9 protein-coding genes are annotated in these 13,844 nt (G+C 68.2%); 8 read left to right on the top strand and 1 reads right to left on the bottom strand.

Annotation, left to right across the window (positions count from 1 at the left end; genetic code table 11):
- Positions 1-76: 76 nt before the first annotated feature.
- A complete protein-coding gene (locus ACFWPX_RS05360; protein WP_378926321.1) occupies positions 77-2,128 on the bottom strand; it encodes a thioredoxin domain-containing protein in 2,052 nt (683 codons plus the stop codon).
- 266 nt (positions 2,129-2,394) lie between these two features.
- Between ACFWPX_RS05360 and ACFWPX_RS05355 the strand changes: the two genes are divergently transcribed.
- The 8 genes from ACFWPX_RS05355 to ACFWPX_RS05320 all read left to right on the top strand — a co-directional run bounded on the left by ACFWPX_RS05355 (position 2,395) and on the right by ACFWPX_RS05320 (position 13,782).
- Positions 2,395-3,573 (top strand): MFS transporter, encoded by a 1,179-nt coding sequence (locus tag ACFWPX_RS05355; protein WP_378926320.1) that lies wholly within the window; start codon positions 2,395-2,397, stop codon positions 3,571-3,573.
- Between the two features lie 6 nt (positions 3,574-3,579).
- Entirely contained in the window at positions 3,580-4,815 is a 1,236-nt protein-coding gene (locus ACFWPX_RS05350) for an aminotransferase class I/II-fold pyridoxal phosphate-dependent enzyme (protein ID WP_378926319.1), read from the top strand.
- Positions 4,812-6,377 carry an acyl-CoA carboxylase subunit beta gene (locus ACFWPX_RS05345; protein WP_378926318.1) on the top strand — a complete coding sequence of 522 codons (1,566 nt, stop codon included), beginning with the start codon at positions 4,812-4,814 and terminating at the stop codon, positions 6,375-6,377. The genes ACFWPX_RS05350 and ACFWPX_RS05345 overlap by 4 nt, the downstream gene beginning before the upstream one ends.
- Entirely contained in the window at positions 6,374-8,380 is a 2,007-nt protein-coding gene (locus ACFWPX_RS05340; protein ID WP_378926316.1) for an acetyl/propionyl/methylcrotonyl-CoA carboxylase subunit alpha, read from the top strand. Before ACFWPX_RS05345 ends, ACFWPX_RS05340 begins: the two co-directional genes overlap by 4 nt.
- Positions 8,380-10,017, top strand: a complete 1,638-nt coding sequence (locus tag ACFWPX_RS05335) for an ABC transporter substrate-binding protein (RefSeq protein WP_378926553.1) — start codon at positions 8,380-8,382, stop codon at positions 10,015-10,017. The genes ACFWPX_RS05340 and ACFWPX_RS05335 overlap by 1 nt, the downstream gene beginning before the upstream one ends.
- Positions 10,018-10,200: 183 nt before the next feature.
- A complete protein-coding gene (locus tag ACFWPX_RS05330) occupies positions 10,201-11,211 on the top strand; it encodes an ABC transporter permease (protein ID WP_378926315.1) in 1,011 nt (336 codons plus the stop codon).
- Between the two features lie 91 nt (positions 11,212-11,302).
- Entirely contained in the window at positions 11,303-12,172 is an 870-nt protein-coding gene (locus ACFWPX_RS05325) for an ABC transporter permease (protein WP_378926314.1), read from the top strand.
- Complete coding sequence (locus ACFWPX_RS05320) at positions 12,169-13,782, top strand: dipeptide ABC transporter ATP-binding protein (RefSeq protein WP_378926313.1); 1,614 nt, start codon at positions 12,169-12,171, stop codon at positions 13,780-13,782. The genes ACFWPX_RS05325 and ACFWPX_RS05320 overlap by 4 nt, the downstream gene beginning before the upstream one ends.
- The last annotated feature ends 62 nt before the right edge of the window (positions 13,783-13,844 follow it).

The following is a 13,844-nucleotide window of genomic DNA, read 5'->3' as shown; positions in this document are numbered from 1 at the left end:
CCGTCGGGTCGGTGTCGCGACCGGCAAGCCGAGCCTCGCCGGACACGCCTACGCGCAGTGCCAGCGCAGCGTTTCGTCAGTGGCGTAGCGCAGCGGTCAGGGCGGCCGGATCGGTGACCGGGAGGTCGCAGACCGAGCCTCGGCAGACGTAGGCGGCGGGGGCGCCGTCGACCAGGGGGCGGTCGGCGAGGAGGGGGGCGGTGTTCGGTGGGGCGGCGAGGATGATCGAGCCGCCGGGGGCCCAGGCTCGGGCCGCGGCGAGGAGTTCCATTGTGGTGGCGGACTTTTCGGTGGCGGCGATGGCTACCTGATACGGGCCGCGGACGGAGGCTTCGGCGACCGACAGCCAGTTGCCCGCCGTGCGGGGTGCGCGGGCCAGCAGGATCGCGCCGCGGGCCAGGGTCTGGTCGGCGAGTTCGCGGTAGCGGACGGCGCGTTCGGTGTCGGCGACCGCGGAGGCGGTGAGCAGGGCCTCGGCCAGGGCGGACGCGCCGGCGGGGGTGGCGCCGTCGACGGGGTCGCGCGGGCGGGCTACCAGGGTTTCGGCGTCGTCGGCGGTGTCGAACCAGTTGCCGGGGCGTTCGGTGTCGGCGAAGTGGTCGATCGTGTTGTCCAGCAACAACTGTGCGGCGGCGAGCCAGTCCGGTTCGCCGGTGGCCTGATAGAGGGCGAGCAGGCCGGTGACGAACCAGGCGTAGTCCTCGAGGACACCGGGCGGGGAGCCCGCGACACCGTCGAGGGAGGCGCGGCGCAGTCTGCCGTCGACGAGATGGACGTCGAGCAGGTAGCGGGCGCAGCGCACGGCGGCGGCGATCCACGAGGGTTCTTCCAGCGCCGCACCGGATTCCGCGAGCGCGGTGATGGCCATGCCGTTCCAGGCGGTGACCACTTTGTCGTCGCGGGCAGGCTGCGGGCGCTTGGTGCGGGCCTCGAACAGCTGGGCGCGCAGTCGATCGAAGCGAGACGCCTGTTCGGCGTCGACGGGGTCGCTGTGGCGGGTGAGCACCGAGGTGCCCTGTTCGAAATTGCCCCCGGTGGTGACGCCGAGAGCGTCTGCCACCCACATCCCTTCGAGCGGGCCGAGTTCGCCGATCAGCTCGGCGGGCGTCCACACGTAGGTGGCGCCCTCGACACCGGGACCGCCCGGTTCGAGGTGGGTGTCGGCATCGAGCGCCGAGGCGAAACCGCCGTCGGCGGTCCCGAGATCACCCAGCAGGAATTCGACCGTCTCCCGAGTCACCCTGTGCGGCAACGATTCCAGCGGGGTGACGGGCGCACGACGTGCGAGATGTGCGTAGGCGCGCAGCAGCAGGGCGTTGTCGTAGAGCATCTTCTCGAAGTGCGGTACGAGCCATCCGGCATCGACCGAGTAGCGCGCGAACCCACCGCGCAACTGGTCATAGATCCCGCCACGCGCCATCGCCTCGGCCGTGCGCTCGACCAGATCGAACACCGCCTGGTCGCCGGTCCGCTCCCAGTGCCGCAGCAGTCCTTCCAGCAGCGCCGACGGCGGGAACTTCGGTGCCCCACCGAATCCGCCGTGTGCGGAGTCCTCGTCGGCGGCGATCGCCAGCACAGCCTTGTCGAGAAGCTCGGGGACAACAGTGAATTCGGCGTCGGGAAGACCTGAAGCCTGCGCCTGGAGCGCATCGGTCACCTGACGCGCGGCCTTGTCCACGTCATCGCGCCGATTGAGCCAGGTATCGGTCACCGCGCTGAGCAACTGCGTGAACGACGGCATCCCCCCGCGCGGCTGCTTCGGGTAGTAGGTGCCGCAGTAGAACGGCGCACCGTCGGGCGTGAGGAAGCACGTCATGGGCCAGCCGCCCTGCCCGGTCATGGCCACGGTGGCATTCATGTACACCGCGTCCAGGTCCGGGCGCTCCTCCCGATCCACCTTCACACAGACGAAGTCAGCGTTCATCTGCTCGGCCGTCGCGAGGTCCTCGAACGACTCGTGTGCCATCACATGGCACCAGTGGCAGCTCGCGTACCCGATCGACAGCAGGATCGGCACGTTGCGCTCGGCCGCCTCGGCCAGGGCATCGGCGTCCCACTCCCGCCAATGGACGGGGTTGTCGGCGTGTTGACGCAGATAGGGCGAGGTCGCACCGGCCAATCGGTTCACAGTTCCACCCTGCCACACCCGCCGAGCGGAGATCGAGACCCCGGTGCGTGTGGATCCTGCGCCCCGCCCAGTGCGCGCAAGCAGATTTCTTCGCATCCATCCCCATGTGACGCATCATGGCGTCGCGAATCCACCCTCGAATATTGGTCTTCGAGCTCGAATCAACACGATCGCAACGGTGTTCGGCCGCTTCCCCTCGCCGTATATCTAGAGGTCGGATCAAGCGTCTCGCGTGATTCGCTCGGCCATAGGGGAGTGCATTGTTTGTGCAAGCGGAAACCGGCGAAAGCCCGGCTTCCGCGGCAACACGCCGAGCAGTTGTCGCAACGGCATGTGTCGCGGTCGCGGTCGCCCAAATGGCGACCACCATCTATCTGCCGAGTATGCCCGCGCTCGGTGCTGATATCGGTGCCAGTGAGACCACTCTGCAACTGTCGGTGGCCGTGTTCGTGGTGTTCGCCGCGCTCCCGGTCGTCGCGTGGGGCAGGGCGGCGGAGCGGTTCGGCCGGGTGCCCGCCTTCGTCGCGGCGGGGCTGTGTTTCGTCCTCGCCAGCGCGGGCTTGGCGCTGATCAGCAATGCGCCGGAGCTGCTCGGCCTGCGCGTGGTGCAGGCGATCGGCGCGGGCGGTATCGCCGTCGTCGGGCGGATGATGATCAAGGACCTGTTCACCGGCGCGGAGCTCGCGCGCCAACTCGCGCTGTTGTCGATGGCGTTCGTCGTCGCGCTCGGCGGCGGGCAGGTGATCGGCGGCATCGTCACCTCGACGGTCGGGTGGCGGTACGGATTCGTCGTGCTCGCCGTGCTCGCCGCCGTGCCGGTCGCGTTCGCCCTGCGCATCTCGTTGCCACGGCGCGAACCCGGTTCGAAGGACAAAGGCACAGCTAGACGCCTTTTCACGGACCGGGTCTTCGTCGTGAGCGCGGTCGCGGGCGGCATCGGATTCGCCGTCATCGTGATGATCCAGCAGAAGTCCGCGTTCATCTTCACCGACCGTTTCGCGCTCTCACCCTGGGCGTTCGGCCTGTTCGGCGTCCTCTACGGTGCGGCCTACCTCGGCGGCGCGACCTACGTGCGACAGCGCGTGCGAGGGGTGGGCGCGCGCGCCATGATGCGGCAGGGCGCCTGGATCATGCTCGCGGGCTGCGCGCTCATCACCGCCGTGTGGGCCCTCGATCTGCCACGGGCGATCGCGCTGCCGGTCTTCCTCGCCGGGTACATCACGACGACCTTCGGCCAGGCGACGCTGTTCCCCAACAGCGCCGCGCACGCTGTCAGCCACCTCGCCACCGGCGCCGCCATCGCGGTCTCGTGGTGCGCGCTGATCCAACAGGGCCTCGCGGGCATCGCCTCGCTGGCAGGCCCCACCCTGTCCGGGCTCCTGGCCTGGTCCATCGCCATCACCCTGCTCGCCGCTGTCAACGTGCTCGTCGTAGCAAAGGAATGAAGATCGATGGCCAGAAACCATTTCGCTAATATCCGCAGGCAATTGCAATTGAGCAACACATTTTGGGACGACAGCACCGCTCACGGACTTGTCGACATCATCGCCGACGATATGCGCGACGGAATAGTCCATTCCCGCGACGGTCGCACGATCGTCAATTTCTCGTCCTATTCCTATCTCGGCTTGGACAGCGATCCACGAATCATCGAGGGCGCCCATCGCGGGCTCGACGAAACCGCGACGGTCAATTCCTCTATTTCCCGGATGCGCATTCGGCTCGGCCTGCTCGAGGAGGCCGAGCAGCGACTCTCCCGGACCTTCGACGCGCAGGCGGTGACCGTGTCGTCGTGCGCGGCCGCCGCGTGGGCGACCTTGCCGCTGCTCGCCTCCGGTGAGCTCACCGATGGGCACCCGCCGCTGGTGGTCTTCGACAAGAACGCGCATTTCTGCCTGAACGCGATGAAGCCACTGGTCGCGGACGAGACCGAACTGGTCACGATCGAGCACAACGATATCGCCGCCTTGGAAGAGTTGTGCCGCAAGCACTCCCACGTGGCCTATGTCGCCGACGGCGTGTACAGCACGGGCGGTGGGGCGCCGCTCGCGGAGTTGCACCGCCTTCAGGATCGCTACGGATTGTTCTTGTATTTCGATGAGGCGCACGGCCTTTCGACTCTGGGTAGTCACGGCCGCGGCTACGTTCTCGGCGCCTATACGGGCTGGCGAGAGCGGACCCTCGTGATCGCCTCGCTCAACAAAGGTTTCGGCGCCAGCGGTGGCGTGATCTTCTTCGGCACGGCGGGTGACGCGTCGCGCACACCCACCCTGCTGCGCACCAGCGGTCCGCTGATGTGGTCGCAGCGCATCAACACCGCCGGACTCGGCGCGATCATCGCCTCGTGCGAGCTGCACGACGACGGCACCGTCGATCGACTCCAGGTCGCGCTCCAGGAGCGGGTCCGGCTGTTCGACTCGCTCGTCGATACCGATCTCGCCGGTGACGGACTGCCCATCCGCTTCGTCAGCATCGGCCAGGAGGACGTCACGGTCGCCGTGGCACGGGACATGCTCGACGCCGGTTTCTACACCTCGCCGGTGTTCTTCCCGATCATCCGCCGCGGCAGCGCGGGCCTGCGCCTGATGTTGCGGGCCGACCTCGAACCCGACACGATCCGCCGCTTCGCCGACACCCTGAGCTCGAGCCTCGCCGCGCATCAGGACCGGGAGGAACTACCAGCATGACCGCCGTCATCGAGAAAAACATCGGGTTCGAAGCCCAGCGCACCCTGCTGCGCGATCACACCGCCGGGATCGTGGCACCGCGTCGGCGCCACGGCGACGCGAAACTGCCTGTGCGCGAACGGGTCAACCGCATCCTCGACCCCGGGACGCCGTTCCTGGAGATCGGCAGGCTCGCCGCCCACGAGGTGTACGACACCGATCTGCCCGCCGCCGCCCTGATCGTGGGCATCGGCACCATCCACGGCAGGCCGTGCATGGTGTTCGCCAACGATCCGCACGTCAAAGGCGGAACCTTCTACCCGCTCACGATCAAGAAACACCTGCGCGGGCAGAAGCTGGCCAGGGAATACCGCCTGCCGTGTGTGTATCTGGCGGACTCCGGAGGCATCTACCTCCCGTTGCAGGAGGAGATCTTCCCCGACGAGGAGCACCTCGGGAAGATGTTCCGCAATATCGCGGAGATGTCGGCGCTCGGTCTGCCACAGATCTCGGCGGTGCTCGGCATCTGCACCGCGGGCGGCGCCTACATCCCCGCGATGAGCGACGAGACGGTGATGGTGAAGGACCTCAGCACCGTCTTCCTCGGCGGTCCGCAGCTGGTGGAGGCCGCTACAGGCGTGGTGGTCGACGCGCAAACCCTCGGCGGTGCCGATCTGCACGTGCGCGAAACCGCGGTGGCCGACCATCTCGCGGCCAACGAGCTGGAAGCGCTGGCGATGGTGCGCGACATCGTGTCCCGCACCCCCGGTGACCGCGTGCATCCGCCCGCGTTCGAAGTGCTCGAGCCCGCCGACGATCCGGCGCGGCTGCCGGATCTGATTCCGGCGACCACCAAGAAGGAGATGGACGTTCGCGCGATTCTGCGCTGCGTCGTCGACGCCGGCTCGTGGGTCGAGTACCGCAAGGACTACGGCATCACGATCGTGTGCGCGACCGCCCGGATCGCGGGCTACGAGGTCGGGATCATCGCCAATCAGGGCGTGATCTTCCCCGACAGCGCGCTCAAGGCCACCAACTTCATCCAGATCTGCGAGCAGCGCCGCATCCCACTGCTGTTCGTGCACAACGTGAGTGGGTTCATGGTCGGCGAGGAGTACGAGCGGGCCGGGATCGCCAAACACGGCGCGAAGATGGTGAACGCGGTCTCGTGCGCCACGGTGCCGAAGATCTCGCTGGTGATCGGCGGCAGTTTCGGCGCCGCCAATTTCGCGATGTCGGGGCGGTCGATGGGCGGCCAGTTCATGGCGATGTGGCCCAATGCCCGCTCCACCGGGGTCGGTGGCGAGCAGGCCGCGGCGGTGATGGCGATCCTCAAGCGGGACCGGTTGCGCCGCGAGGGCAAGGAACTCAGCGCGGCCGAGGAAGCCGCCATCAAGCAGCCGATCATCGACAGTTTCGAACGGCAATCGCTGCCGACCTACATCGCGGCCCGCATGTGGATCGATGCCGTTGTCGAACCGGAGGACACCCGGTCGTGGTTGGCGCGGTGCTTGTCGCTGGCACATGAACGCTGGGATCGGCCGCAACCCGCGGCCGCGAACTTCGGGGTGTTCCGGCTGTGATCTCGCGACTACTCATCGCGAACCGGGGCGAGATCGCCGCCCGGATCGCGCGCACCTGCGACCGTCTCGGCATCGAGTACGTGACGGTGAGCGTCGAGGCGGACCGGGCGCTCACCTATCACGGCGCGGCCGTGGCGACCGTGGCGCTACCCGAACTCGATTCGAGCGGCGCTGCCCGCGGCTACCTCGATGCGGACGCGCTGGTACGTGCCGCGACCGAAACCGGTTGTGACGCGGTGCATCCCGGATACGGGTTCCTGTCCGAGAACGCCGATTTCGCGCGTGCGGTCCGGGCGGCCGGGCTGGTGTTCGTCGGCCCGAGTTCGCGGGTGATCGACACGATGGCCGACAAGGCCTCCGCGCGTCAGGTCATGGCCGCGGCGGGTGTGCCCGTGTTGCCGGGCACCGAGCAGGCAAGCGAAGACCTCGATGCACTGGTGAGAGCGGCAGCCGAGATCGGGTATCCGCTGATCGTCAAGCCCGCGGGCGGTGGCGGCGGCAAGGGCATGTCGGTGGTGCGCTCGGCCGCCGGACTGCGCGAGGCACTGGCGTCTGCTTCACGCACCGCGACAGCGGCTTTCGCCGATGGCCGCCTGCACCTGGAGCGGTACGTCGAGCGCGCACGCCACATCGAGGTGCAGGTCTTCGGTGACGAATTCGGCCATGCCGTCCACCTTTTCGACCGTGACTGCTCGCTGCAACGACGGCATCAGAAGGTGATCGAGGAAGCTCCGGCGCCACGGATTCCCGATGCGGTGCGGGCGGCGATGTTCGCCGCCGCCGTGGGTGGCACGAAGGCCTTGCAGTACGTGGGCGCGGGCACCTTCGAGTTCCTGCTGGTCGGTGCCGAGTTCTTCTTCATCGAGATGAACACACGGTTGCAGGTGGAGCACACCGTCACCGAGGAGATCACCGGCATCGATCTGGTGCAGTGGCAATTGCTGGTCGCCGCGGGTGAACTGCTGCCCGCCGAGCAGGCCGACATCGCGTATTCGGGCGCCTCGGTGCAGGTGCGGATGTACGCCGAGGACCCGTTCCGGTCGTTTCTGCCGTGCCCGGGCGCGATCGAGGTCACCCACTGGCCGGATGTTCGCGTCGAACGCGCCTTCACCCGCCGGCTCGACGTCACCGGCGGGTTCGATCCGATGATCGCCAAACTCGTCGCGACCGGCGCCACCCGCAACGAGGCACTCACCGCCGCGCGCCGCGCCTGTAAAGACCTTCGCTGGCAGGGCATTTCGACAAATCTCGGTTTTGCGGGACGCATCCTCGCCGCCCCGATCGTCGTGGCCGCGGAGCACGACACCGCCTACCTGGACCGGATCGATCCGGTCGCCGAGTTCGCCGATCCCGACGAGCTGAGTGCCCTCGCGGTGGCCGCCACGCTGGCCGCGCCCGACCGCGCGACGCCGTGGTCGACCGGGGCTCCCGGCGGCGACCGGGCCTGGCTCGATCCCGCCGATCGCGATCTCGGCAGTCTCGGTCTGTCGGTCGACGGGCGGGCGTTCACGGTGCGAGTCGGCGGCTACGAGGGCGAGGCGGTGCTGGTCCGCGCCGACACGATCGACGCGAACACCGACACCGGCCCGAGCGTCCCCGCCCGGCGCAAGACCGACCCGGGTGTCGCAGCTCGGCGAACCGCCGGCGACACGATCTCGGTCGGCGCGACCCCCTGCGTCGTCCGGCGCTCGGGTGAGGGCTGGATCTCCCAGGTAGCCGGGGTTTCCCGGCAGGTGCGCTACGCCGAATACCGCTCGCTCGGCACGACCGCGACGGATCCCGAGATCCGTTCGCCCATGCCGGGCACCCTCGTGCAGCTCCATGTCGAATCGGGCAACCCGGTCGAGAAGGGACAGCTGCTCGGCGTGGTCGAGGCCATGAAGCTCGAACACGAACTGACCGCCACCCATGCGGGGATCGTCACCGTGAACGCGGCCGAAGGTGCCGTGGTCACCACAGCTCAATCATTGTTTCTCATCGAAGAGAGGGGCGCCGCGCTGTGATGCGACATCGGCGACTACTTGCCACAGCTCTGGTATCGGCGGTGGCCGTGCTGGCGACCGCGTGTGGTGGAACGGACACCGCAGCACGCGACTCGGCGCAACCGGTCAGCGGCGGCTCGTTGACGTGGGGGGTGGAAACCGAGCCGACCACCCTCAACCCGCACCTCAACGGGCAGAGCAACACGCACCTGATGTTGCGCAACGTCTTCGAGTCGCTGCTGGCGCGCACCGCCGAGGGTGGATTCGTCCCGTGGCTGGCCGCCGGCCACGAGATCTCGCCCGACGGGCTCACCTACACATTCACCCTGCGCGAGGACGTGAAGTTCACCGACGGTAATCCGCTCACCGCGGCCGCCGTTGCCCGCAACTTCACCACGATGCAGGACGTGTCCTATTCCGGCGGCTGGTCCGCCGGGCCGCTGTCGCACCTGGCCGCGGTGACCGCCCGCGACGAGCGCACTGTGGTGTTCGCCCTGAAGGACCCGTACGCGCCGTTCCTCGACTTCGCCGCCGGGTTCCCCATCATCTCCTCGGCTGCGTGGGACAAGCCGCAGCTCAAGGCGGGTGGGCCGGAGATCGCGGGTACCGGGCCGTTCCTCCTCGACCGCTACGTGAAAGGTCAGGAACTGCACTTCCGCAAGAACCCCGACTACAACTGGGCGCCGCAGAGCGCCAAGCATCAGGGTCCGGCCTACCTCGACGAGGTGACCTACCGTTTCCTGCCCGAGTCGTCGGTGCGCACCGGCGCGCTCACCTCCGGTCAGGTCGACCTCATCGAGGGCGTCTCCGGCAACGATGCCTCGCTGTTCCGGGACAACCCCGATTTCACGTATTCGACCGGGCTGAACAACGGCAGCCCGTACACGCTGTATTGGAACGCGACCTTCGGTCCTGCCACCGACGAGAAGGTCCGCAAGGCGCTCAACAACTCCGTCGACGTGAACGCGGTGCTGCAGTCGATCTATCGCGGCGAGCGCACCCGCGGCTGGGGTATCGCCTCCAGCGTCGACACACTGTTCTACGACAAGAGCATCGAGGGCACCTACGGCGCCGACAAGGCCGCCGCGAACCGGCTGCTCGACGAAGCCGGTTGGACGGCAAAGGATTCCGATGGCTTCCGGACCAAGGACGGCCAGCGGCTGACCATCGAACTGGTGCAAGCCCAGTCGACGTTGCGCGATCAGCGTGAGGTCCTGTTGCAGGCGGTGCAGGCGCAGGCCAAGCAGAACGCGGGCATCGATCTGAAGCTGTCCTACGTCGACCTCGGCACCTACGCCGAGCTCCGCAAGAAGAACGCCTTCGGGTCGATCGCCAACTCCGACACCATCACCGGCGGCATCGATATCGAGAACCACTGGTACCCACCGACGCCGCTCGGCACGCTGAACTACAGCCGCGCGACCGATCCCCAACTGTCCACCTGGCTGAAAGCCGGCGCCTCGACCACCGACAACGCCGAGCGCGCCAAGCAGTACGCGCAGTTGCAGCGGTTCGCGCTCGTCGACAAGGCGTACGGGCTGCCGCTCTACATTCCCGAGAACCAGATCGCCACGGGCGCGCACGTGTACGGCGCGGGATACCGTCCGTACAAGCAGCTTCCGGAGAACGCGTACGACATCTGGGTCGATCGTGGATAGCGGGATCCGCCGCCGGCGCGGGGGTCGGCCCGCTGTGCGCGGCGGGGCGTGCGAGTCGGGGCGGCGGTCCGGCGCAGTGGTCCGCCCGGGCGACCAGGGTCGGCTGCCCGGAGGTCCGGCCCGGCAGTCGGCGGTCGGCTCTGCTCCGGTGGATCGCTGGTGTACCGGATCGGTCCTGCGCCCGTGACAGCGGAGGTTGTCGCGCCGGAAACAGCGGCGCCGATCGCGGACAGCGAGCGTGGCGGGCGGGCCGATCTCGCCAAAGCAGTGGCGCTGCGGGTGATCACGGGGATCGGCGTGCTGTGGGGCGCGACCACGCTGTCGTTCCTCGGTGTGCGGCTCGCGCCGGGCGACACGGTCGATGTGTTGCTCGGCGAACAACCGCGCACCCCGGAGGTCGAGGCGGCCATCCGCGCCGAATGGGGACTCGACAGTCCGGCCGTCGTGCAGTACGCCCGCTACCTGTGGAATGTGGCGCAGGGGGATTTCGGGCGTTCGTATGTGCTGCAGCGGCCGGTGTCGGAGATCATCGGCTCGCAGGCCGGGCCGACGCTGGCGCTGACCGGTGCCGCGTTGATGGTGGCGCTGGTGTTCGCGGTTGTCGTGGCGACGAGCACAGCGCAGCGGCGGCGATCCCGTGCCGTCGCGAATGCTGTTGAGCTGGCACTTGTTTCGACACCGGCGTTCTGGCTCGGCATCGTGCTGCTCTCGGTGTTCAGCTTCCAGTTGAAGATCTTTCCGGTGGCGGCGAACAAGGGACTGTCCGCCTTGGTACTGCCCGCACTCGCGCTCGGGCTGTCGCTGGGCGCGGTGATCTCCCAGGTGCTGCGCGACGGGTTGGAGCGGGCGCTCGACGAACCGTTCGCGGTGACGGTGCGGTCGTGGTCGGTGAGCGAGAGCGCGCTGCGGCTGCGGCACGGTTTGCGCCACGCGGCCCTGCCCGCGGTGACCTTGACCGGTTGGCTGGTCGGCGGTTTGCTCGGCGGGGCGGTGATCATCGAGGAGGTCTTCGGACGGCCCGGACTAGGGCGGGTAACCGTCGAAGCCGTTCTCGCACAGGATCTTCCCGTTGTGCTGGCCGTGGCGATTCTCTCGGCGTTCGTCTACGTCGTGATCAGCACGCTGGTCGACCTGCTCTACCTGTGGCTCGACCCACGGCTACGTCGCGACGCCGGCAATGGAGGGGAGCGATGACTGCCATCGGAACGCGGCGCATGGCTGGTCGAATCGCCATGCCTACAACATATTCACGCTCACTGCCCGACTTCCAGCGAGGACCGGCGCTATGACGATCGCAGATCTTCCGCACGCGGCAATCGCACGAATCAACTTGCGCGCGAAGGGTTTCACTGTAGCGCCGGGTGTAGCCGTCGCAGCACTGACAGTGGGGCTGGTCGCGATCGCGGTGGTTGCCCCTGTCCTGCTGGCCGGTACCGACCCGCTGGCCGCCGATCCCCTCGCCGCCCAGCTGCCACCGAGTGCGCAGCATTGGTTCGGCACCGATCACCTGGGGCGTGACGTCTTCACCCGCGTCGTCCACGGCGCGCGCTATTCGCTACTCATCGGCGTCACCGCTGTCGCGATCGCGGTCGTGGCCGGCACGGCGCTCGGCCTGCTGTCCGGGTTGGCGCGCGGGCCGCTCGACGAGCTGATCACCCGGTTCCTCGACGTGGTCTCCGCGTTCCCCGATCTGCTGCTCGCGCTGGTCCTGATCTCGTTCACCGGCCCCGGCACCACGAACCTGATCTTCGCGCTCGGTATCGCCTCGATCCCCAGGTTCGCCCGTGTGGTTCGCGCGCAGACCCTCGTGGTACAGGAGTCCGGGTATGTCGAGCAGGCACGAACTTTCGGCCTCACCAGGGCAACACTGGTGCGGCGGCATGTCCTGCCGCACGCGGTCGCGCAGGTCCCCATCCTGGCCACCATCGGCCTCGGCACCGCCATTCTCGGCGCGGCCGGTCTGAGCTTCCTGGGGATGGGCCCGCAACCGCCGGAACCGGAATGGGGCGCGATGCTCGCCGAAGGCCGCAACTATCTGCGCAATGCCTGGTGGATCGGCGTGCTGCCCGGTGTGGCCGTGACCGCCACGGTCATCGCGGTGAGCTCGCTGGGCCGACGCTGGCAGCGGCACTACGACGGAAGGCCAATGGTATGAGTCTGATCGAGGTCGAGAATCTGCGGGTCGGGTTCGCGGCGAAGGATGTGGTGCGCGGCATCGATCTGCGGATCGAGCCGGGTGAAGCCGTCGCTCTCGTCGGCGAGTCCGGGTCGGGCAAGTCGGTGACGGCACGCACGCTGGTCGGTCTGGCAGGCTCGGGCGCTGCCGTGCGCGCCGACCGTCTCGAACTCTTCGGGCAGGACGCACGTGACCATCGGACGCGGCAGTGGCGGCGAATCCGGGGCACCGACATCGGATTCGTGCTCCAAGACGCGTTGGTCTCCCTAGATCCGCTGTGCTCGATCGGCAGTCAGCTCGCCGAAGCGCAACGCGCACTGACCGGGCTGCGCGGGCAGGCGCTCACCGCCCGCAGCGTGCGGCTGCTCACCGATGTCGGCGTCCCCGAACCCGAACTGCGGCTGCGTCAGTATCCCCACGAGCTGTCCGGCGGGCTGCGTCAGCGCGTGTTGATCGCGACGGCGCTGGCAGGCGATCCGCGTCTCATCATCGCCGACGAGCCGACCACCGCGCTCGATGTGACTGTGCAGCAACAGATCCTGGATCTGCTTCGTGCCCGAAAAGCCGCGGGAACGGCACTTCTGCTGATCAGCCACGACCTCGCGGTCGTGGCCGAGGTGGCGGATCGGGTGCTGGTCATGCGTGACGGGGAGGTCGTCGAGGAGGGCAGCACGCACGATGTACTGACCCGGCCGACGCATCCGTACACCAAGAAGCTGCTCGCGGCCGTACCGTCGGCGGCCTCACGCGGGTCGAAGCTGGCGGTGTCCGAGCGCCCACTGCTGCCGCCGCGCACGGTGGACAACACCCGAGTCGTGCTCTCGGTCCGCAACCTGCGCAAAACCTACGGCTCGGGATCAGCCGCCCGCACGGTCGTCGACAATGTCGACTTCGACCTGTTCGGCGGCGAAACCCTCGGCATCGTGGGCGAATCCGGTTCGGGCAAAACCACGACGGCTCGTCTCGCGCTGAGGCTCATCGCACCGTCGTCCGGACGGGTGGTCGTCGACGGCGAACCATGGAGTGAGCTCTCCGACAAGGAATTACGCCCCCACCGCGGCGCCGCGCAACTGATCGCCCAGGACCCACTCAGCTCCTTCGACCCCCGCTACACCGTGGAGCGCGTCATCGGCGAAAGCCTCGACACAGTCGACCTTCGCGGCAAGGCCCGCACCCAGCGGGTCCACGAAATACTCGACGCCGTCGGCCTCGCCCGCGACCTCCTCCCCCGCCACCCCCGCACCCTCTCCGGCGGCCAACGCCAACGCGTAGCCATCGCCCGCGCCCTGGCCCCCAACCCCGCCCTCCTCGTCGCCGACGAACCCCTCTCCGCCCTCGACGTCTCCGTTCAAGCCCAGATCCTCGACCTGCTCGCCGAACTCCAATCCGAGTTCGGCACCGCCCTGCTCCTCATCTCCCACGACCTCGGCGTAGTCCACCACCTCGCCGACCGCGTCCTCGTGATGAAGAACGGCCAAATCGTCGAATCCGGCGAGGCCGACACCGTCCTACGCTCCCCTCAACACGAATACACCCGCCAACTCGTAGCCTCGGTCCCCCGCCTCCCCGAGGTCGCCGATCGCGGATGACCATCATAGGTCCGCGACCCCGGCAACTCATCTCACCGGCCCTCAGCGGACGGCTGCCGCCC

The sequence above is a fragment of the Nocardia sp. NPDC058518 genome, assembly GCF_042719655.1.
GTDB lineage: Bacteria > Actinomycetota > Actinomycetes > Mycobacteriales > Mycobacteriaceae > Nocardia.
The sequence above is the reverse complement of the archived record's forward strand: the minus strand, read 5'-3'. Positions and strand labels throughout refer to the sequence as shown.